This is a genomic window from Parapedobacter deserti (assembly GCF_042646065.1).
Lineage (GTDB): Bacteria > Bacteroidota > Bacteroidia > Sphingobacteriales > Sphingobacteriaceae > Parapedobacter > Parapedobacter deserti.
In genome coordinates, this window is the sequence record NZ_JBHRTA010000038.1 from 842,915 (window position 1) to 861,513 (window position 18,599).

Here is an 18,599-nt window from a genome sequence, read left to right on the forward strand (position 1 = left end):
GGGAGAATGGTCAACTTTGCTGTATAATTTTTCAGTTAACATAAAGCGATGTCAATTCACGGTACAACACCTGCATTATCCAGTTCGGCAGCCAAACGCTTCCAAGACCTTTGGCACCTGGTAGGCAACACGCCGATGTTGCGGTTGGATTATCAGTACAAGGGTAAGCCGGGCACCATATATGTCAAGTGTGAGCATTATAACCTCACCGGGAGTATTAAAGACCGCATGGCACTATATATTCTCCATCAGGCCTACGCACAGAGGTTGATTGCAGCCGATGACACCATCGTTGAGGCAACGAGTGGCAATACGGGAATCGCGTTTGCTGCCATCGGAAGGGCATTGGGACATGCCGTGAAGATCATCATGCCCGACTGGCTAAGCAAGGAGCGGGTGGATATCATCAAGAGCCTGGGGGCTGACATTATATTAGTTTCCAAAGAAGAAGGCGGATTCCTTGGTAGTATCCGCATGAGCGAGGAAATGGCTGCACAGGGCGGGGTTTTCCTTCCCCGCCAGTTTGAAAACCGTTATAATGCCGAGGCGCATGAGCGGACGACCATGGACGAAATCTGGCGGCAGTTGGCAGCTATCAGCTTAAAGCCCGATGCCTTTGTAGCAGGGGTTGGTACGGGCGGCACGATCATGGGGGCGGCTAGCTATTTCAAAGGGCAGGATGCGGCAACCGGCGTGCACCCACTGGAACCGGCGGAAAGTCCGACGTTGAGTACCGGCTACAAAGTGGGCTCGCACCGTATTCAGGGAATATCCGATGAGTTTATTCCGGCTATCGTTAAACTGGATGATCTGGATGGCATCGTTCAGGCTAATGATGGCGACGCGATCATCATGGCGCAACGGTTGGCCAAAGAACTTGGATTGGCCGTCGGTATATCGTCGGGCGCCAATGTGGTAGGGGCTATCAAGATCAAGGAACAGCTGGGGCCGGATGCCACCGTAGTGACATTGTTGTGCGACTGCAATAAAAAATACTTGAGCACCGACCTGGTGAAAACGGAACCGGAACAGGAGGGATACGTAAGTTTGGAAACACGGTTTGAAAACTTCACGCCGATTTCCCGGCTTGGTAAACCGGTGCTCGACGCCATAGACGAAACACTATTAGGCTGAACAACAAAAACAAAATGAATATGAAACCATCATGATTTATTCAATCGCACAGTGGAATGAATAAACGGCGTAAGCCTTCTTGAACACCGTTGAAAACAAAAAGTGTGGGTGAAAAATCTGATAGCTTCATCACCGTTAAAAAACAAATTATATATAGATGAAAAAACTGATATTTAGCAGTGCGCTGCTGTTTTTCTGTGCGCTGGGTTACGGACAGATTCTCGATCCGGTGAAGTGGAGCTATGCAGCGAAGAAGGTGAGTAAGGATGAGGCGGTGCTGTTCTTAAAGGCTGACATCGATGCCGGATGGCACCTGTATTCCCAACATGTAGATGAAGGTGGACCGGTAAAGACAACGTTTGCCTTCGCACCTTCCGGGCAATACGAACTGGTGGGGAAAACCGCCGAGCCCCAACCGATCAAAAAATACGAGGAAGTGTTCGGGATGGAAGTGGCGTATTTCGAAAAACAGGCGGTATTCCAGCAACGGATTAAGCTGAAAGCAGGCCAGACCGTGGTAAAAGGTACGGTAGAATACATGGTTTGTGATGATCAGCAGTGTCTGCCGCCCGATGAAAGGACATTTGCCATTACGGTGAAGTAAAAGATAGCAGTACACATGAAGAGAGCCATTGTGACTTGGTCAGCTGTGTTATTCTCCCTTGCCATCCTATTGGGCCTGTCAGGAAGCCCGGCATGGGCACAGGACACGGTTTCGTATGACGAAGTGGAGTTTTTCTCGGAAGAGGAAATGGGGGAAGTGGAATGGAACAATGACATCGACACCGCGTTGGCCGGAAGCCAGGAAACGGATGCCGAAGCAAGTGACCCAGATAGTGAGGCAGAATCGCGGTCGCTCTGGGCCATTTTCATTGCCGGATTTATCGGCGGCTTTGCTGCGCTGTTGATGCCCTGTATCTTTCCCATGCTGCCGCTTACCGTGAGCTTCTTTACGAAGAGCAGCCACACCAAGAGAAAGGCGGTGATGCAGGCACTTCTCTACGGGTTGTTTATCATTGTAATCTATGTCGCTCTTGGTTTGATCATTACCATCATTTTCGGGGCCGACGCACTGAACAGCCTTTCGACTAATGGCATTTTTAACATGCTGTTCTTTATCCTGTTGGTGGTGTTTGCCGTGTCGTTCCTTGGGGCGTTCGAGCTGACCCTGCCGGCGTCATGGGTAAATAAAATGGATGCAAAGGCCGACAAGGGCGGCCTGGTCGGCTTGTTTTTCATGGCGGCCACGCTGGCGGTTGTATCCTTTTCATGTACCGGCCCCATCATCGGCACTTTGCTTGTACAGGCAGCTACGATGGGTGAACTGTTAGGCCCTGCCGTTGGTATGTTCGGCTTTTCACTGGCACTAGCCATTCCCTTTGCGCTGTTTGCAATGTTTCCGGGATGGATGAAGGGGCTGCCGTCTTCGGGCGGCTGGCTCAACAGCGTGAAAGTGACGCTCGGATTTCTCGAACTGGCACTGGCCCTGAAGTTCCTCAGCAACGTGGATCTGGCATACCATTGGAAATGGCTGGACCGGGAGGTGTTTCTCGTATTGTGGATTATCATTTTCGGGCTGCTGGGGCTGTACCTCTTGGGTAAGATCCGCTTCGCACACGACAGTCCCGTGCAATACCTGTCTATCCCCAGGCTGTTTCTTTCCATTCTGGTGCTGTCATTCACCATGTATATGGTACCAGGACTTTGGGGCGCTCCGCTGCGGGCAATATCGGCTTTCCTGCCGCCGCAGGCCACACAGGACTTTGACCTCTATACCGCCTCGTTCGGCGGGGGTAGTGGTGCGGCCAACCAAGGACATGGACAGCCGCGAAAACATGCCGACCTCTTCCATGCGCCATTGAACCTTGATGTGTTCTTTGACTACGATGAGGGTATCGCGCACGCCAAGGAGGTAGGCAAACCGGTGATGATTGACTTCACGGGCCATGCCTGTGTAAACTGCCGGAAGATGGAAGCTTCCGTCTGGCCAGAGGATGAAGTATATAGCGTGTTGCGGGATGAACTTGTGATCATCCAATTGTATGTGGATGATAAAACTAACCTGCCTGAAGCAGAACAGTATGTGTCTCCCTTTAGCGGAAAGCGTGTCCGCACCATTGGAAATAAATGGAGTGATGTACAGGCGGCTAAATTTAATTCGAATTCGCAGCCGTATTATGTATTGCTCGACCCGCATACTGAGAAGGTGCTGGTAGCACCCAGTGGGGCAGACTACAACGCATCGAGCTACCGGGCTTTCTTGCAATCTGGTATTGCGGCTTTCGGAAAATGATAGTTTTTATGTGTTTGTGCTGCCGGCTCAAGCGGACTCCCCGTCCGCTTGCCGGCGGCTTTTTTTATTCCTCCCATTTCACCTTTTCGGCTAATGGCCTGCGGACAGCTTTGCGGGGTGGTTCATTGTGATAACCCAGGTAGAAAAAGCCGATGCACTCCTCATTGCCTTCCAGCGCCAGGAAATCACCCATGTGGTTGATGGCGCCCGGACTGCTCCAGTAACCGCCGATACCGGCAGCCGATGCGGCGAGCCACAAATTTTGTACGGCGCACGCCGTAGCGGCCAGCTCTTCCCATTGCGGGAGAGCCCCGCTATAGGATGTGACGATAGCGATGACTGCACCCGATTGCAGTACCTTTTCCCGCGTATTTTCGTATTTTTTTTGCAGGAACTGTTGAGGTGGGGTATGCGCTTTGTAGAGGTTGGCCAGTTGGTCGGCGAGTTTCAGCAGTCCGCCCTCACGGAAGACCACGAAGCGCCAGGGCTGCGTGAGCTTGTGGGTGGGGGCTGCGGTGGCGCACTCAAGCAACTGCACCAACGTCTCTTTGTTGATTTGCTGTCCGGTGTAGCTTACCGGGAAAATGCTCCTCCTGTTTTGGATGATCTGGCGGAGGGTTTCGAAATCGTTTGACGGCGTGTTCATCTCCACTCCTCCCATAAGGCAGTGATGTGCAAAATCGTGCGTACCGCCTTTTCCATATCCTGCACCGATACCCATTCTTCCTTGCCATGGAAGGCATGTCCCCCGGCAAAGATATTGGGGCAGGGGAGTCCCATCAATGAGAGACGTGAGCCATCCGTGCCCCCGCGGATGCTCCGCCGGAGGGGCTGCATGCCCGCGCGACGGATCGCCTCTAGGCCGATTTCCATTACCTGCCGGTATTTATCAAGTACTTGCTTCATATTGCGGTATTGTTCTTTGACCTCGAAATGGTAAGTGCAACCGGGGTGGCGGGACATCACGGTTTTTACGATGTCTTCCAGTTCCAGCTCATGGGCATGAAGTCGGTCATCCTCAAAATCCCGGACAATGAACTCGAGCGTTGCCTGCTCCACACTTCCCTTGATCGCTACCGGATGCACAAAGCCCTCGCGGCCGCCGGTGCTTTCCGGTGAAAGCCTGTCTTTAGGCAGGCCGCTGACAATTTCCGATGCGATCTTGATAGCGCTTTGCAGCTTACCTTTGGCAAATCCCGGATGCACGCTGACGCCATCGACCGTGATAGTGACCCCATCCGCGGAAAACGTTTCGTCTTCAATGGAGCCTGCGGTTTCGCCATCCACCGTGTAGGCGAAATCAGCTCCGAGCTTGACAAGGTCTACCTTGTCTACGCCCCGACCGATTTCTTCATCGGGTGTAAACAGGATCTTGATTGTACCGTGTTTGATTTCGGGACGCGTCATCAATAATTGCGCCGCGGTCATGATCGTTGCGACGCCGGCTTTGTCATCCGCTCCCAGCAGGGTGGTCCCGTCTGCCGTAATGATGTCGTTGCCTAATTGATTTTTTAGGTCTGGATGTTCACTTTGTCTGATTGTAACCGAGGGATCTCCGGGTAGGGTCAGGTCCCCGCCGCGGTAACCACGGTGGATGACTGGGGTCACGCCTGTCCCCGAGCAATCTGGGGCGGTATCCATATGCGAACAGAAACAAATGACCGGAAGGTCCTTGTCGGTATTGGCGGGGATGGTGGCATATACATAGCCGTATTCATCGAGGTGGGCATCGGCGACGCCCATGCCGAGCAGCTCATCCGCCAGCATCCGGCCGAGGTCTTTCTGCTTTTCCGTAGAGGGCTGCGACGGAGAGCTTGGATCCGATTGGGTATCTACCTGCACATAGCGCAGAAACCGTTCCTCGACGGTTGTGGTATTGATCGTATTGATGACGGAATCTTTCATGGTGGTGGCAAAGATAAGCAATTGGCGGTATCACCAGGTCATCAGATCCGCTATAGTCTGGGCTTTCGCGCAAACGGGTATGCTTAAAAAATCTTTTATAATCGCTTAAATGCGTATTCCAAACAAGTTGCGGAGTTGGTCAACCATCATTTTGAAGTACTAGGGGCAGTTGATCTGTAAAAAAATGTACTTTTGGCGAAAGTATAGTTTTGCACAGGTTTTTCGCTTAATTCGAAAAGCGGAATGGCTGCATAGTATTCCGGATTTAATAGAATTGGCGTATGGATACGATAACGCTTGAAATAAAAGCAAAAAAGCTAGCCCATCTTCTTGCCTTCTTGAAGGACCTGGGCTTTGTTGAAGTCTTGCAAAGTACACCTGACGTAGACCAAGAAAAAAAAACAACCAATACAAATGACTCTCTTGTATTGACGGGAATATGGAAAGACCGTGACATCACTGCTTAAGAACTGAGGACAAAGGCATGGAAAAAAAACTAGTATTATGTGATACCAATATTTTAATTGAGCTGCCCAAAAACAACGACAACATCGAGGCGGAGCTCAATAACATTAGGTGCCAATCGCATCGCTAATAGCGCGGTAAATGCAAAAAGTTTTAATTTATAAAATTGAGTGGTCGTTTAGGTATAGTTCGCAATGAAAGAGAGTATCAAACACGTCATTGTTATCGGAGGGGGGTTCGCAGGGATTAATTTCATTAAGCAACTGGAGAAAGACAACCGGTTCTTGATTACGCTGGTAGACCGAAATAATTATCACTTTTTCCCCCCACTCATTTACCAGGTTGCCGCGGCGTTTATCGAATCCTCGAATATCTCTTATCCATTCCGGCGGCTGTTTCGGGAAAAGCCGCGTGTCCGCTTTCATATGGGTGAATTGAAACGTATCGATCCGACATCAAAACGGGTGGAGACGACGACAGGCACGCTTGCATACGACTACCTGGTGTTGGCGATGGGAACCGGGACTAATTATTTTGGTTTCAATAATATCGCCAAGTATGCTATGCCTATGAAGACGCTTGATGATGCAATGAACTTGCGGAATCACATCTTATTACGCATGGAGTGTGCGGTTCGCGCTACCGATCCGGCCGAACGGGATAAAGCGATGAACGTTGTCATTGCAGGAGGCGGTCCCACGGGTGTTGAGCTGGCAGGTATTCTTGCTGAAATGGGCAGGGAAATCTTGAATAAGGAATATCCCGAATTGACTGATATCAAATCCCACTTATATATCGTCAATTCTGCACCGGTACTGTTGCCGCCTATGAGCAGGAAAGCACAGCAAGAAGCGTACGATGTTCTCGAAAAACTGGGGGCCAAGATTATCCTTAATACCAAAGTTATTGATTATGTGGATAATAATGTTGTGTTGAGCAGCGGTGAGGCAATCCCCGCCGACACTCTGATTTGGACGTCTGGGGTGACCGCCGTCCGCGTCGAAGGGATCCCCCCCGAGGCTATTACCCACGGTGGGCGTATCCAGGTGGATGCCTTTAACCAGGTTGTGGAGACCGATTCAGTGTTCGCCCTGGGCGACCAATGCTTTTCGATGCATGATGCCAATTATCGCTTTGGCCATCCACAGGTGGCTCAGGCTGCAATCCAACAAGGGAAGTTGCTGGGTAAAAACCTGCCACGCTTAATTGATGACAAGCCAATGAAGCCGTTCGTGTACCGTGACAAGGGAACCATGGCCATCATTTCGAAGTACCGGGCTGTAGTCGATCTGCCCAGGGGATTTCTCAGGGGCGGGATCGCTTGGATCAGCTGGCTGTTCGTCCATATTATTCCATTGATTAGTTTTCGGAATAAATTTGCGCTGGCGATGAATTGGGCCTGGTCGTTTGTTACCAATGACCCGACATTGCGGCTTATTCTCCGACCGGAAAAAAAGGAGCGGCGTCAATAGGCGTATATCAAGCCACCGGCTTGTTTTTCAGCAACACCACAGGCACGTCAGCGAGGTTCAGTAGCTTTTTGCTCACGCTGCTATGGAAGATGCGTTGGAAAAAGCCATGGTTGCGGGATGCCATAAGAATAAGATCTATCTCGTGTTTCTTAACATAATCGAAGATGCCATCTGCGCTGTCCTTGACCTCGCTTACCACTTCAAATTCAGGATTCAGCGGCTCCAGCATACGAAGTACCTCCTGTTTTCCTAATATTTTCTCGGGGGTCTGTCCGTGTGTCGCAGGGTCTACGTGTACCACGTGGGTTTCCGCGCCCAGCTGGCCCGCTAACTTGATGATGCTTGCCGCTGGCGTTACATACATTACATCCTTTAGGTCGGTAGCATAAACCACTTTCTTGATCGGCTTGAAAACGTGGTCTCGTGGCACGATAAGCAAGGGCGCGACACCGGATTTTGCCACGTCCATGGCATTCCGGCCAATGAGCGTGTTTTCGATGTCAGACAGGCCGGCAATGCCCATGACAATCAGTGACACCGCATAGTTGGCCACAATGGCTCCCACTCCTTCGGTGACCGACTTCGCGTCAGCGAGGTATATAAACTGCTCCGAGGCTAGTGTAGCCGGTATATGAAGCTTGCTCGCCATTTTTTCCAGATGCCTGAGGGTTGCCTGCTCATAATCGTCATACCCATCAGACGGGCGATGGGCATATGAATGGTAGAAGATCACCGTGTTTGCTCGCAGGTGAGCGGCCATGTCAACAGCATACTGTGCTGCGGTGTACGAAACGTCAGAAAAGTCTACGGGTATCAAAAATGTCTTCATATCACAATTTATTTTTTTGGTTATCAGCGTATCCGAATACCTTTTGCAGCAACGGGGTAGAACGTGCCCCTCCCAGGTTGTTTCTAATTTTCAGCTCTTCCTGCGCCACCTGATAAAAAAGGCCATCAATGGCTTTTTGGGTGACGTAGCGATTCAAATCTGTTTCTATTTTCTCGTTGATCAGCGGAATCTGGTTATACCGCGTGACTATGGCACTCCAGTACTGGGCTACGTTATGTTTTCCGAGGGCGCCTTCAACAATGGGACTGAAGCGCTTCGTCAATTCGCTGGTGGTTGTCCGTTTGAAAAAGCCAGTGGCCGCATCCGGTTGCCCACTAAGCAGAATATTGGTGGCATCGCGGATAGTCAGCTGTGAAAGTGAGGAAACGAAAACCGGTGCCGCCTCACTCACTGCGGTTTCTGCAGCGCGGTTGAGGCTTTGAATAAGGTTGTCGCAGAGCGAACCTAACCCAATGCCGCGAAGCGCACTCTCTACTCTTTGCGCCTCGGGAGGCATCAGTATTTTTACGGCGGCGTTACCTAAAAAGCCGTCCTTGACGGCCAGTGACTGGATGCTCCGATCCAACCCCTGGCTGAGGGCCTGTTTAATGCCACTGGCCGCTTCTGTTGAACTGATCGTGGTTGTGGTGGGAGCTGTCGCACTGCCGCCGGTGCCAGCGGAGCTATTGACTACTTGGTTGAGACTGTCACATCCGGCAAACACAAGTAGTAAGCAAATAAAAGTATATGTTTTTAAATGGTTCATTAAACGAATATAGTCAGGCGTCAGCATAGACGCTATCTTAAAATTCAGCTAAGCTATCCAAAGTTTTATTAATAGACAAAGTTTTATTAATAGACAAACAAAACAAACAGATGTTTCCATCAATAATAAACCTCAGCCATTACGGGAAAATGGTCTGATGGTAGTTTTCCTTGATAGCTGTCAGTAAGAATGCCGTACCGGACAACTTTGAATGGCGTTGAAAGAAAGATATGATCGATGCGTCGATCCCCTGTCTTGGTGATATCGAAGCCGTTGAACGTGCCGGTCGGTGCATATTTTAGTGGCGACAATTCGTACGCATCGGTCACTGCACCGCTATTGTTGAGCACGTGGTAACTCTCATTCCGTTGGTCGACATTGAAGTCGCCCGTAATGATTATGGGGACGCCACTGCCCAGCTCACGCGCCTTTTTAACGATAAGCTTAGCGCTTTCCTTGCGCGCCGTTACACCCACGTGGTCAAAGTGCGCATTGAAGAGGAAAAACTCAAAACCGGTACGCTTATCTTTGAATAGCCCCCACGTGCATATGCGGGGTAATGCGGCGTCCCAACCTTTGTTAGGCATTTCCGTGTTTTCCGCAAGCCAGAAATCGCCTTGCTTGACCACGTCGAATTTGTCCGTATTGTAAAATATCGCGGAGTGCTCGCCCGCGTCTTTCCCGTCATCCCGACCTACGCCGATATAGGTAAATCCCGGCAGGTTTTTCCGGATATCTTCCAATTGATGCTTCAGGCCCTCCTGGGTGCCGAAGATGTCGAACCCATGGAAGCGGATAAGTTGCACAAGGTGTGGGTGCCTGTCTTTCCATAAATTGCCAACATCGCCGGACGCGTCATATCGGATGTTGTAAGAGGCTACGATGAATTGCTGCGCAAAACAAACGCCGATGCAGAAGAAGATAAGGAAGATGGTGCTGAAAATCGGTTTCATATGCTATTTCCCGCGTTTCTGGATGACGTCAAGTAACAATTCCGGCTCGTCGGTCGTGATGAAATCTGCACTTTGGTTGAGAAGGGAGATCATTTCTTCCTCGGTATTGACCGTCCATGCGTTGATGGCAAGGCCGAGGCTTTTAGCTTCCTTGATCCAGGTTGGGTTTTTCTTATAAATGCTGAAATGGTAGTCCAGCCCATATAGCCCATCCCGCCTAGCTTGCTCTGGATCGACGTCCCCATTCAGGTAGTACACCTTCGCATTGGGATCGCGCTCGATGATGCGTTTACAGGCGTCATAGTCGAAGGCAATGTATTCTACCCATTCTTCGGCGCCCAGCTCTTTTACCAGCTGCACAGCCAGGTCCGCGGAATAGAGGGTACGTTCCTTACCCAATTTAGACGTTTTAAGTTCGAAGATCAGCTTCGTGTTCCGCTGTTTCATCCCCTCGCTGAGGTAGGTTTCCGCCTTCGGGATCGCCTCGCCGTTCGATAATTTTTTAGCCTGTAAATCAGCATAGGTGGCTGTACCGATATCGACGCCGAAAAAGTCAGCGTCATGGTTGACAACTAAAACGCCGTCTTTGGTGAGGTGTACGTCAAATTCGGCGCCCGCGCATCCCAATTGGATGGCACGTTGTAACGATGCAATGGAGTTTTGAGGCAAGCCGTCGGCCTTCCATGCCCCGCGGTGGGCGATCACTTGGTTCTGAATAAACTGAGCAGCAGCGATGTGGGTCATGGTGCACACGGTTAATGTTAAAAAAAATCGGATCGTCGTTTTCATGCGCTTTTCTGATAAATATAGTCGTTATGTATGTGTAAGACGGGTTAAAGGTAGTTTATTTTATTAAAAGAATTGTAACTTTATCGCCAATCCGGCATCTTATCATGGAAGTGTACGGCAAAGTATGGTTGTCAAAATTGCCCATCGAGTGGATGTGCTGGATAACAGCAATGGTCTTGCTTTATTTTTCCAATCCCCATGCACATCACTTTACGTTGTGCCCTTTGGACAATGCAGGGTTTGACTGGTGCCCGGGATGCGGGCTGGGGCGCTCGATTACCTTGTTCATGCACGGGGAGCTCAGCGCATCGCTGGAAATGCATTGGCTTGGCATACCGGCTTTTTTTGTTATCCTTTACCGTATATACACGTTGTCGAAAGGAATTATTAACCGTTAGATAAATACCACTATCATGAGTAACCGTAATATATTGATGAGCATCCACGGGATTACCCCGGACGAATTGATGTATCTTCAGCATGCAACCGCCTCGTTGAACGAGGAGCAGCTCAAAAATTTCGTATTCCTGTATGGCGGAAAGCGGAAAAATGCTCAGGATATTCTGCTGTTTACCCTGATTGGGTTTCTTGGTTTTGCCGGAATCCAGCGCTTCGTGCTCGGCCAAGTAGCTATGGGCGTTATTTATTTTTTAACACTTGGCTTTTGTTGGATCGGTACCATTGTGGACCTGATCAACCACAAGAGTATGACTGATGAATACAACCAGCGGATGGCCCGCGAGGCGGCCATGATGGTAAAGGGCGGGTTCTAACGGCCTTCCCATTCCTTATAGAACTGCGCCAAGTATTGCTCCATGAAGGCATGCCGTTCCTTGGCAATGTGCTTAGCTATAGTGGTATTCATTTTTTCTTTTAAAAGCAGCAGTTTTTCATAAAAATGGTTGATGGTCGGTGCGGTGCTGTTCTTGTAGGTCTCCTTGTCTTGATCGATATTTGGCGCGATTTCAGGGTTGTATAATTCGCGGTTCTTAAAGCCGCCATAGTGGAAGGCGCGTGCAATGCCTATAGCGCCCATCGCATCCAAACGATCGGCGTCCTGTACAATTTCGAGCTCTTTGGAATGAAAAGCTACATGGCCTAAACTGGCTTTGTAGGACATATTGGCGATAATAGCCTGAACATGCTGGACGATGTCTTCGCTCACATGGAGGCTCCGCAAAAACTTACCGGCAATCCTTGGCCCCAGCGCTTCGTCCCCACCATGAAATTTACTGTCTGCAATATCATGCAGCAGCGCAGCCAATTCGCACGTAAGGCCGTCGGCCGGTTCTCGCTGCAGGATAAGCTTTACATTATTCCACACGCGCTGGATGTGCCACCAATCGTGGCCGGCTTCGGCCATGGCAAGCTGTTGACGAACATAATCGGCTGTTTGTTGAATCAGCCATTCGTTATCTTGGGGCATCGCTTATATCTCGCTTTGTTCCTGAATACAATTCAAACACCAGCAGGCGGCAGTCCAGCCTTCCGTTGTAAAATTCGATCCGACGCGACGCCCGGAGGCCGATTCGCTTGGCTAGGTCGGGATTGCCGGTAAATACATAGCCGCGCTTACCGGCACCCCGCTGTTTGAGAAAGTCGCCGATTCGACCATAAGTAGCTTCCAGCTTGCTGTGTACGCCCATGCGGTCACCATATTCGGGATTGAAAATCACTACGCCCGGGCCGTCCGGCAGCGGTGTATCCGCGAAATCACAGACATGGAACTCGATAAGCTGGTCCACACCGGCGGTCTTCGCGTTCATCCGGGCAATTTCCACGGCCTCTTTCGCAATATCACTTGCGATAATCTTAGCCGTTGGTTTTTTGTCTACCAGGTCCTTCAGCCGTCGCCGTTCAGCAAAGAATATTTGCTCGTCGTACCCTAAGATGTGCATAAATCCATAGTTCATGCGCAGTAAGCCCGGCTTGCGGTTGGTGGCAATGAGCGCCGCCTCGATGGCTATTGTGCCCGAGCCACACATGGGATTGACGAAGGCCGACTGCCCATCCCACGCCGTAGCGTATACCACTGATGCCGCCAATGATTCCAGCATGGGAGCTTTGCCCGGGTGTTTTCTATAGCCGTGTTTGGCCAATACTTCGCCCGACGTATCCAGGAAAATTTCCGCCTGATCGTCTTGCCAGTAGAGGTGAACGACGGTCCGGTACAAATCGGGCCCACTGTCTGGACGTTGTCCTTTTTTGCTTTTTATACGGTCGGTTATCGCGTCCTTTACCTTCAGGTTGGCAAACAGCGGTGTCGTGATCGTCGGGTTGTTTACATGGGAAGTAACCGACACGTATCCGTCGAAGGCGATGAGGTCTTCCCAGGGAATTTCCGACAATGCTTCATAAAGCTCATCTGGATTGGCCGCCTGGAAGGCGTTCAGCGAATAAAGCACTTGGCTGGCGCAGCGCAGATGGAGGTTGAGTCGGATACAATCATTGACGGTGGCTTCAAGTGCTACACCTGTTGCAAAAGACCGATCAATGTTGAACCCGAGCTCCTTGATCTCTTCTTGTAGATAGGGCGATAGTCGTCTGTAACAGGTGACGATTACTTTACTGGGGGTGTTGAAAACTTCCATAAAATTTTGGCAAAGTTAGTTATAAAAAATATGTAGTTTTACGGTTTATTTGGAATATGTAATTTGTTAACTAGTGCGTTGAATGACCTGTTCGGTGATAACCCGGCAGTCGATACGGTTATTGTTTGCAGGTATAATAAAAGAAGTAAGTAATGGAAATAAGAGGAAAAGTACACGAAATTGGTGATGTGCAGCAGGTTACCGATACATTCAAAAAAAGGGATTTGATTGTTCAATATGCGGAGAATCCCCAATTTGTGGAGTATATCCGTTTCGAAGCTACGCAAGACCGGACGTCGTTATTTGACAACTTGAATATAGGTGATGAAGTGGAGGTGTCGTTTAATCTGCGTGGGCGGCCTTGGACGAACAAAGACGGAGTAACGAGCTATTTCAATTCGTTGGTCGCTTGGAGAGTTGCTAAGGTGGCGGCAACATCCGGAACAAGCGGTGCGCAGCCAGGTACTGGGCCCCAGTCGTTTGATGCGCCCCCAACCGTAGACATCACGGCTGACAATGGAAAAGACGATGATTTGCCTTTTTAACTGAATGTAGTTTTAGTTGATAATAAATCAGAAAAGGTGTCCCAATAGGTGGATGCCTTTTTTTGTTGGCCGTAACTCCTCCGCTATTCCCAGCGTTTTTTGGGGATACAAGTGATATCGGCTTTCTTTCGTAACACGATGGAACGCTGATCATGACGGTTTTCCAACACAAGCGAATCAGCTGAATACCTCACGATTTTGAACCGGGGGAGGTATTGCCCAATGCGGTAACAACCCGATGTCTTCGGCCGCAGGTCTGCATTGGTGTACTGGCCGTCTACAAGCAAGCTATCGCCCCGTACAACATATACTCCCTTTGCGTGTTCGGTCCATCGCCCATCGTTATAGCACGAGTCGGCAATATTCTTGACTTTGGAGGTAGTATGTAACGTGGCATAGATGGAATCGCAGGTAAAACTCAATTCATGCGAGGTATATTGCAACAGGATATCCTGCATCGGTACGCTGTCTTGCACCCAGATGCCCTGTAGGTAGTCTGCGCCTTCATATTGAACGTCTGGATTGAAACGGCACCCTGCCGAAAGAAACAGCATACCGGCTAAAAATAGCCGGCACGCATTCCTATTTGATATGGATGGTTTAGACCGGAACACTTATTTCAGTCCGCCTATCATCTCTTCGGGACGCACCCATTCGTCAAACTGCTCATTGGTCAACAGTCCAAGCTCCAAAGCGGCCTCACGCAATGATTTGTTTTCCTTGTGCGCTTTTTTCGCAATTTTGGCAGCATTTTCGTAGCCGATATGTGGATTGAGGGCCGTGACCAGCATCAACGAGTTTTCCAGGTGTTTCTTAATGCCGTCATAGTTGGGTTCGATGCCAATCGCGCAGTGATCATTGAACGACACACAGGCGTCGCCGATCAGCTGGGCGGACTGCAGGTAATTTGCCGCCATCACCGGCTTGAATACATTTAGTTCGTAATGGCCGTTAGCACCTCCGAAAGAAATAGCTACGTCGTTTCCGAGGACCTGCGCGGCGACCATGGTGAGCGCTTCACATTGCGTGGGATTTACCTTGCCGGGCATGATGGACGAGCCGGGTTCGTTTTCAGGGATGAGGATTTCGCCGATGCCCGAACGGGGACCGGAAGCTAGCATCCGAATGTCGTTGGCGATTTTGTGCAAGGCTACAGCAAGCTGTTTCAATGCGCCGTGGCTCTCCACAATAGCATCATGTGCCGCCAGCGCCTCAAATTTATTCGGTGCCGTACGGAACTGCAGGTTCGTGAAATCGGCAATGTACTTCGCTACGTTTTCGGCATATCCTTTCGGCGTGTTGATGCCAGTGCCGACGGCTGTACCGCCCAGTGCCAGCTCGGATAGATGGTCCAGCGTATTTCTCAACGCCTTCAGTCCGTAGTCAAGCTGTGCTACATAGCCGGAAAACTCCTGCCCTAAGGTCAGCGGGGTGGCATCCATTAAGTGGGTGCGGCCGATTTTGACCACGTTGGCGAAAGCTTCCGATTTAGCTTTCAAGGTGTTCCTGAGCTTCTCAACACCCGGAATAGTGACTTCCGCCACCTTTTTGTATGCAGCGATGTGCATTGCAGTAGGATAGGTATCGTTTGACGACTGGGACTTGTTTACATCGTCGTTGGGGTGGATGAACGGTTTGCCTTCGCCTAGCTTGTTGCCTTTTAGTACGTGCGCACGGTTGGCGACGACCTCGTTGACGTTCATGTTGGACTGGGTGCCTGAGCCGGTCTGCCAGATGACCAGCGGAAACTGGTCGTCCAACTGGCCGGCCAAGATTTCATCACAGGCTTGTGCAATTAAGTCTCGCTTATCTGAGGGAAGCACGCCTGCGTCTGCATTGGTATATGCTGCCGCTTTCTTAAGGTAGGCAAACGCTTCAATGATTTCTTTGGGCATGGAAGCCGCAGGGCCGATTTTGAAATTGTTGCGTGAGCGTTCGGTTTGTGCGCCCCAGTATTTGTCGGCAGGCACCTGTACCTCGCCCATGGTATCGTGTTCTATCCGGTATGACATGGTAATTTGAGTTGTTTGAATATCCATACAAAGGTACAAAGATATGCGAGATGTGAAAACTACACGTCTATTTACGGCGACGGTCAATCGCGCGCATAATCGCCTTTTCTATTTCGACAACGAAAAACACAGCGATACCCAGGTAATAGGGATAGCGCCATTGTTCCACTTCCAGTTGGGCAGTGCCGAATACGTTGTTCATAAAGGGGACATAGGTGATGCTGAATTGAAGAACGAATAGCAATGCAGCGACCACAAAAATAACCTTGTTGGAGAAAAAATCGTCGCTGAAGGCGTTTCCGCGGATGCTCCGGCAATTGAGCAGGTGAAAAACCTGCGAAATGACGATGGTTTGTAAGGTTATTGTTCTTACTTCTTCTTCCGATACGCCTGCGCCTTCCAGATACACGCTAAGATACAGGGTTCCGCCGCCGATCAGGACAGAAACAAATAAAATGCGCCAGATGAAATAGCCGGTCAGCAGCGGTTCATCAGGGTCTCGCGGCGGTCGCTTCATTGCATTTTTTTCTATGGCTTCAAAGGCGAGCGCCAAAGACACGGTAACGGAAGTAACCATGTTTACCCAGAGAATCTGTATGGGGGTTAGCGGCATCATGGTGCCAAACAGGACGCTGGCAATGATCAAGAGGCTCTCTGCGCCGTTGGTAGGCAACGTAAACAAAATCGTTTTCTTTAGGTTGTCATAGATCCTCCGGCCCTCTTCCACGGCATCGGCAATGGTCCGGAAATTGTCGTCGGCCAAAACCATCTCAGACGCATCCTTGGTCACGTCGGTGCCTTTTATTCCCATGGCGATGCCAACATCCGCTTTTTTCAGCGCCGGTGCATCGTTTACGCCGTCGCCTGTCATTGCGCAGATTATGTTGTTTGCCTGCAATGCTTCGACAAGCCGGAGCTTATGCTCTGGACTCGTTCGGGCAAACACATCATATTCCGTGACCGCTTTTTTCAGTTCGTCATCTTCTATGACTTGCAGGTCTTTGCCTTGGATTACTTTAGAACCGTCGCCGATTCCCATCTCTTTACCGATGCTTTTTGCCGTATCGGCGTGATCGCCGGTAATCATCTTGACGGTGATGCCGGCTTCCTTGCAGGACCGGATAGCTTTTACCGCCTCGTCGCGGGGCGGGTCGATGATGCCTGCCAGGCCGAGGAAGACTACGCCCTGCTCGATATCACTGTGGTCAATATCGCTGACCGATTTGTCTACTTTTTTATATGCAGCTCCTATGACACGCTGTCCATTGCTGGCAAGCTCTGAAATCTTTTCTTCCCAGAACTTGCTGTCGAATTCCTTTTCCCCATCGTCGCGCTTCTCCTTCTCCGCCATGGCCAGCAGGCGGTCCGGCGCCCCTTTGATAAGGATAACATGGCTATCGTCCTGCTCAACCAGCGTGGCCATGTATTTGTACTCGGAATCGAAAGGGATGGTCGCCTTCCGTTCAATGTTGTCGTCCGGCAGGCTTGCTTTCTGGTATGCGGTAATCAACGCGCCTTCGGTAGGTGCTCCCTTGACGGACCACTCTCCGTTCTCGTTTTTACTTACGGACGCATCGTTACATAGGTAAAAGCACTGGAGCAATTGTTTCAATACGGGCTCCGACTGATTAACATCGACAGGCTTTTCATCACGGCAAATTTCCCCTTCGGGCGAATAGCCGATACCGCTTATCGTATACGTGGCGTCGCGTACGACAGCACGCTGGACCGTCATTTCATTTCTGGTGAGGGTGCCGGTTTTATCGGAACAGATCACCGACACCGACCCCAGGGTCTCTACCGAGGGGAGGTTCCGGATAATAGCGTTCCGTTTAGCCATATTCTGCACACCGATGGCAAGGATAATTGATAAGATTGCGGGCAGACCTTCAGGTATCGCAGCAACCGCAAGCCCGATCACAGACATCAAAAGCTCGTCGGGGTCGTAGTCCCTTAAAAAAAAGCCGAAAGCGAAGGTCGCCGCTGCGACGAGAATAGTAAATACGGCAATGGTTTTGCCGAATTTTGCGGTCTGCCGCAGGAGGGGAGTGGTCAGGTCCTCCACTTCGCTCATCATCCGGTTGATTTTGCCTAATTCTGTGTTGCCACCTATCCCTACGACAATCCCGCGGCCTCTGCCGCTACTCACCGTGGTGCCCGTGAAAGCCATGTTTGCCCGGTCGCCCAACGGGGTGTCTTCCGCGAGCGTATCAAGGCCCTTCTCGGCCGATTCCGATTCGCCGGTAAGTGGCGATTCCTCTATTTTGAGGTTGTTGGCTTTGACCAACCGTAGATCAGCCGGTACCTTGTCTCCGGGATCGAGTACTACAACATCACCCAACGTAACGTCACGCGCGTCCGTTTCCACCGTCGAACTGCTGCGGATTACTTTAGCTTTCAGGGATAGCATGCCTTTGATGCTTTCCAAAGCCTCCAACGCTTTGCTTTCTTGGAAATATCCGATACATGCATTGACAACAGCTACTATGGCGATGACAATGGTATCGGTATAATGACCGAGAAATGCGGTGATGGCGGCAGCAACGAGCAGTACATAAATAAGGATATCGTGAAAGTATTTCAGGAATCGGATGATCTTACTTTCCTTTTTCTTGCTGGGGAGCTCGTTCGGACCGTATTCTTTGAGACGTTGGGATGCTGCTTCTTCTGACAGGCCATCAGCGATGTCTGTTTCTAGTTTGCCGACCACGTCATTTAGCGCTAAGGTATGCCACGCTTCTACGGGCTGTTCTTGGTTTTTATCCATTAATGCCGCTTTGTTTAGTTTATGTTTTACGTGAACGTAAACTGATGGCATTGGCATTTTGTTTCGCTTGTCGCAATC

19 protein-coding genes are annotated in these 18,599 nt (G+C 50.3%); 8 read left to right on the top strand and 11 right to left on the bottom strand.

Annotated elements, in window-relative coordinates; all coding sequences use genetic code 11:
- Window positions 1–48 precede the first annotated feature (48 nt).
- The 3 genes from ACFOET_RS16100 (at window position 49) to ACFOET_RS16110 (ending at window position 3,427) form a co-directional block, all read left to right on the top strand.
- A complete protein-coding gene (locus tag ACFOET_RS16100) occupies window positions 49–1,134 on the top strand; it encodes a PLP-dependent cysteine synthase family protein (protein ID WP_379024518.1) in 1,086 nt (361 codons plus the stop codon).
- A 157-nt stretch (window positions 1,135–1,291) separates the two neighbouring features.
- Window positions 1,292–1,738, top strand: coding sequence for a protein-disulfide reductase DsbD N-terminal domain-containing protein (locus ACFOET_RS16105; protein ID WP_379024520.1), 447 nt, complete (start codon window positions 1,292–1,294; stop codon window positions 1,736–1,738).
- Window positions 1,739–1,753: 15 nt separating this feature from the next.
- On the top strand, window positions 1,754–3,427 hold the full coding sequence (locus ACFOET_RS16110; protein ID WP_379024522.1) for a protein-disulfide reductase DsbD family protein: 1,674 nt from the start codon (window positions 1,754–1,756) through the stop codon (window positions 3,425–3,427).
- Window positions 3,428–3,491: 64 nt separating this feature from the next.
- On the opposite strand, the gene ACFOET_RS16115 is transcribed toward ACFOET_RS16110, so the two are convergent.
- Window positions 3,492–4,073, bottom strand: coding sequence for a nitroreductase family protein (locus tag ACFOET_RS16115; RefSeq protein ID WP_379024524.1), 582 nt, complete (start codon window positions 4,071–4,073; stop codon window positions 3,492–3,494).
- A complete protein-coding gene (gene pepT / locus ACFOET_RS16120; protein ID WP_379024526.1) occupies window positions 4,070–5,332 on the bottom strand; it encodes a peptidase T in 1,263 nt (420 codons plus the stop codon). The genes ACFOET_RS16115 and pepT overlap by 4 nt, the downstream gene beginning before the upstream one ends.
- A 281-nt stretch (window positions 5,333–5,613) precedes the next feature.
- On the opposite strand from pepT, the gene ACFOET_RS16125 reads away from it, so the two are divergent.
- Both ACFOET_RS16125 and ACFOET_RS16130 read left to right on the top strand, forming a co-directional pair.
- Window positions 5,614–5,799 carry a hypothetical protein gene (locus ACFOET_RS16125; RefSeq protein ID WP_379024528.1) on the top strand — a complete coding sequence of 62 codons (186 nt, stop codon included), beginning with the start codon at window positions 5,614–5,616 and terminating at the stop codon, window positions 5,797–5,799.
- Between the two features lie 192 nt (window positions 5,800–5,991).
- Window positions 5,992–7,269 (top strand): NAD(P)/FAD-dependent oxidoreductase, encoded by a 1,278-nt coding sequence (locus ACFOET_RS16130; RefSeq protein ID WP_379024530.1) that lies wholly within the window; start codon window positions 5,992–5,994, stop codon window positions 7,267–7,269.
- Between the two features lie 7 nt (window positions 7,270–7,276).
- On the opposite strand, the gene ACFOET_RS16135 is transcribed toward ACFOET_RS16130, so the two are convergent.
- From ACFOET_RS16135 to ACFOET_RS16150, 4 genes are all read right to left on the bottom strand, one after another.
- Window positions 7,277–8,098 (bottom strand): universal stress protein, encoded by an 822-nt coding sequence (locus ACFOET_RS16135; protein ID WP_379024532.1) that lies wholly within the window; start codon window positions 8,096–8,098, stop codon window positions 7,277–7,279.
- Between the two features lies 1 nt (window position 8,099).
- Complete coding sequence (locus tag ACFOET_RS16140; protein ID WP_379024534.1) at window positions 8,100–8,864, bottom strand: DUF4197 domain-containing protein; 765 nt, start codon at window positions 8,862–8,864, stop codon at window positions 8,100–8,102.
- Between the two features lie 119 nt (window positions 8,865–8,983).
- The gene (locus ACFOET_RS16145; protein ID WP_379024536.1) at window positions 8,984–9,817 is read right to left on the bottom strand and encodes an endonuclease/exonuclease/phosphatase family protein; all 834 of its coding nucleotides are present in this window, start codon (window positions 9,815–9,817) and stop codon (window positions 8,984–8,986) included.
- Window positions 9,818–9,820: 3 nt separating this feature from the next.
- Complete coding sequence (locus ACFOET_RS16150) at window positions 9,821–10,606, bottom strand: glycerophosphodiester phosphodiesterase (protein ID WP_379024538.1); 786 nt, start codon at window positions 10,604–10,606, stop codon at window positions 9,821–9,823.
- 104 nt (window positions 10,607–10,710) lie between these two features.
- Between ACFOET_RS16150 and ACFOET_RS16155 the strand changes: the two genes are divergently transcribed.
- Window positions 10,711–11,004 (top strand): DUF2752 domain-containing protein, encoded by a 294-nt coding sequence (locus tag ACFOET_RS16155; RefSeq protein ID WP_379024540.1) that lies wholly within the window; start codon window positions 10,711–10,713, stop codon window positions 11,002–11,004.
- A 15-nt stretch (window positions 11,005–11,019) separates the two neighbouring features.
- Window positions 11,020–11,379: a TM2 domain-containing protein gene (locus ACFOET_RS16160; protein WP_379024542.1), complete on the top strand. Its 360-nt coding sequence runs from the start codon at window positions 11,020–11,022 to the stop codon at window positions 11,377–11,379.
- Here ACFOET_RS16160 and ACFOET_RS16165 read toward each other — a convergent pair.
- Together ACFOET_RS16165 and ACFOET_RS16170 are read right to left on the bottom strand one after the other, a co-directional pair.
- On the bottom strand, window positions 11,376–12,032 hold the full coding sequence (locus tag ACFOET_RS16165; protein WP_379024544.1) for an HD domain-containing protein: 657 nt from the start codon (window positions 12,030–12,032) through the stop codon (window positions 11,376–11,378). The genes ACFOET_RS16160 and ACFOET_RS16165 overlap by 4 nt on opposite strands.
- Window positions 12,019–13,197: a THUMP domain-containing class I SAM-dependent RNA methyltransferase gene (locus tag ACFOET_RS16170; protein ID WP_379024546.1), complete on the bottom strand. Its 1,179-nt coding sequence runs from the start codon at window positions 13,195–13,197 to the stop codon at window positions 12,019–12,021. Before ACFOET_RS16170 ends, ACFOET_RS16165 begins: the two co-directional genes overlap by 14 nt.
- Window positions 13,198–13,349: 152 nt before the next feature.
- Between ACFOET_RS16170 and ACFOET_RS16175 the strand changes: the two genes are divergently transcribed.
- Window positions 13,350–13,742 carry a DUF3127 domain-containing protein gene (locus ACFOET_RS16175; protein WP_379024547.1) on the top strand — a complete coding sequence of 131 codons (393 nt, stop codon included), beginning with the start codon at window positions 13,350–13,352 and terminating at the stop codon, window positions 13,740–13,742.
- A gap of 83 nt (window positions 13,743–13,825) precedes the next feature.
- On the opposite strand, the gene ACFOET_RS16180 is transcribed toward ACFOET_RS16175, so the two are convergent.
- The 3 genes from ACFOET_RS16180 to ACFOET_RS16190 form a co-directional block, all read right to left on the bottom strand.
- Window positions 13,826–14,296, bottom strand: a complete 471-nt coding sequence (locus tag ACFOET_RS16180) for a fumarate hydratase (RefSeq protein WP_379024548.1) — start codon at window positions 14,294–14,296, stop codon at window positions 13,826–13,828.
- 60 nt (window positions 14,297–14,356) lie between these two features.
- Window positions 14,357–15,754 carry a class II fumarate hydratase gene (fumC, locus tag ACFOET_RS16185; RefSeq protein WP_379025128.1) on the bottom strand — a complete coding sequence of 466 codons (1,398 nt, stop codon included), beginning with the start codon at window positions 15,752–15,754 and terminating at the stop codon, window positions 14,357–14,359.
- A gap of 67 nt (window positions 15,755–15,821) precedes the next feature.
- Complete coding sequence (locus ACFOET_RS16190; RefSeq protein WP_379024549.1) at window positions 15,822–18,521, bottom strand: cation-transporting P-type ATPase; 2,700 nt, start codon at window positions 18,519–18,521, stop codon at window positions 15,822–15,824.
- Window positions 18,522–18,599 lie beyond the last annotated feature (78 nt).

Excerpts from the sequence above, each read along its gene's own strand:
- ACFOET_RS16100 (WP_379024518.1), top strand. The coding sequence starts at position 49 with ATGTCAATTCACGGTACAACACCTGCATTATCCAGTTCGGCAGCCAAA.
- ACFOET_RS16105 (WP_379024520.1), top strand. The coding sequence starts at position 1,292 with ATGAAAAAACTGATATTTAGCAGTGCGCTGCTGTTTTTCTGTGCGCTG.
- ACFOET_RS16110 (WP_379024522.1), top strand. The coding sequence starts at position 1,754 with ATGAAGAGAGCCATTGTGACTTGGTCAGCTGTGTTATTCTCCCTTGCC.
- ACFOET_RS16115 (WP_379024524.1), bottom strand. The coding sequence starts at position 4,073 with ATGAACACGCCGTCAAACGATTTCGAAACCCTCCGCCAGATCATCCAA.
- pepT (WP_379024526.1), bottom strand. The coding sequence starts at position 5,332 with ATGAAAGATTCCGTCATCAATACGATCAATACCACAACCGTCGAGGAA.
- ACFOET_RS16125 (WP_379024528.1), top strand. The coding sequence starts at position 5,614 with ATGGATACGATAACGCTTGAAATAAAAGCAAAAAAGCTAGCCCATCTT.
- ACFOET_RS16130 (WP_379024530.1), top strand. The coding sequence starts at position 5,992 with ATGAAAGAGAGTATCAAACACGTCATTGTTATCGGAGGGGGGTTCGCA.
- ACFOET_RS16135 (WP_379024532.1), bottom strand. The coding sequence starts at position 8,098 with ATGAAGACATTTTTGATACCCGTAGACTTTTCTGACGTTTCGTACACC.
- ACFOET_RS16140 (WP_379024534.1), bottom strand. The coding sequence starts at position 8,864 with ATGAACCATTTAAAAACATATACTTTTATTTGCTTACTACTTGTGTTT.
- ACFOET_RS16145 (WP_379024536.1), bottom strand. The coding sequence starts at position 9,817 with ATGAAACCGATTTTCAGCACCATCTTCCTTATCTTCTTCTGCATCGGC.
- ACFOET_RS16150 (WP_379024538.1), bottom strand. The coding sequence starts at position 10,606 with ATGAAAACGACGATCCGATTTTTTTTAACATTAACCGTGTGCACCATG.
- ACFOET_RS16155 (WP_379024540.1), top strand. The coding sequence starts at position 10,711 with ATGGAAGTGTACGGCAAAGTATGGTTGTCAAAATTGCCCATCGAGTGG.
- ACFOET_RS16160 (WP_379024542.1), top strand. The coding sequence starts at position 11,020 with ATGAGTAACCGTAATATATTGATGAGCATCCACGGGATTACCCCGGAC.
- ACFOET_RS16165 (WP_379024544.1), bottom strand. The coding sequence starts at position 12,032 with ATGCCCCAAGATAACGAATGGCTGATTCAACAAACAGCCGATTATGTT.
- ACFOET_RS16170 (WP_379024546.1), bottom strand. The coding sequence starts at position 13,197 with ATGGAAGTTTTCAACACCCCCAGTAAAGTAATCGTCACCTGTTACAGA.
- ACFOET_RS16175 (WP_379024547.1), top strand. The coding sequence starts at position 13,350 with ATGGAAATAAGAGGAAAAGTACACGAAATTGGTGATGTGCAGCAGGTT.
- ACFOET_RS16180 (WP_379024548.1), bottom strand. The coding sequence starts at position 14,296 with ATGCTGTTTCTTTCGGCAGGGTGCCGTTTCAATCCAGACGTTCAATAT.
- fumC (WP_379025128.1), bottom strand. The coding sequence starts at position 15,754 with ATGTCATACCGGATAGAACACGATACCATGGGCGAGGTACAGGTGCCT.
- ACFOET_RS16190 (WP_379024549.1), bottom strand. The coding sequence starts at position 18,521 with ATGGATAAAAACCAAGAACAGCCCGTAGAAGCGTGGCATACCTTAGCG.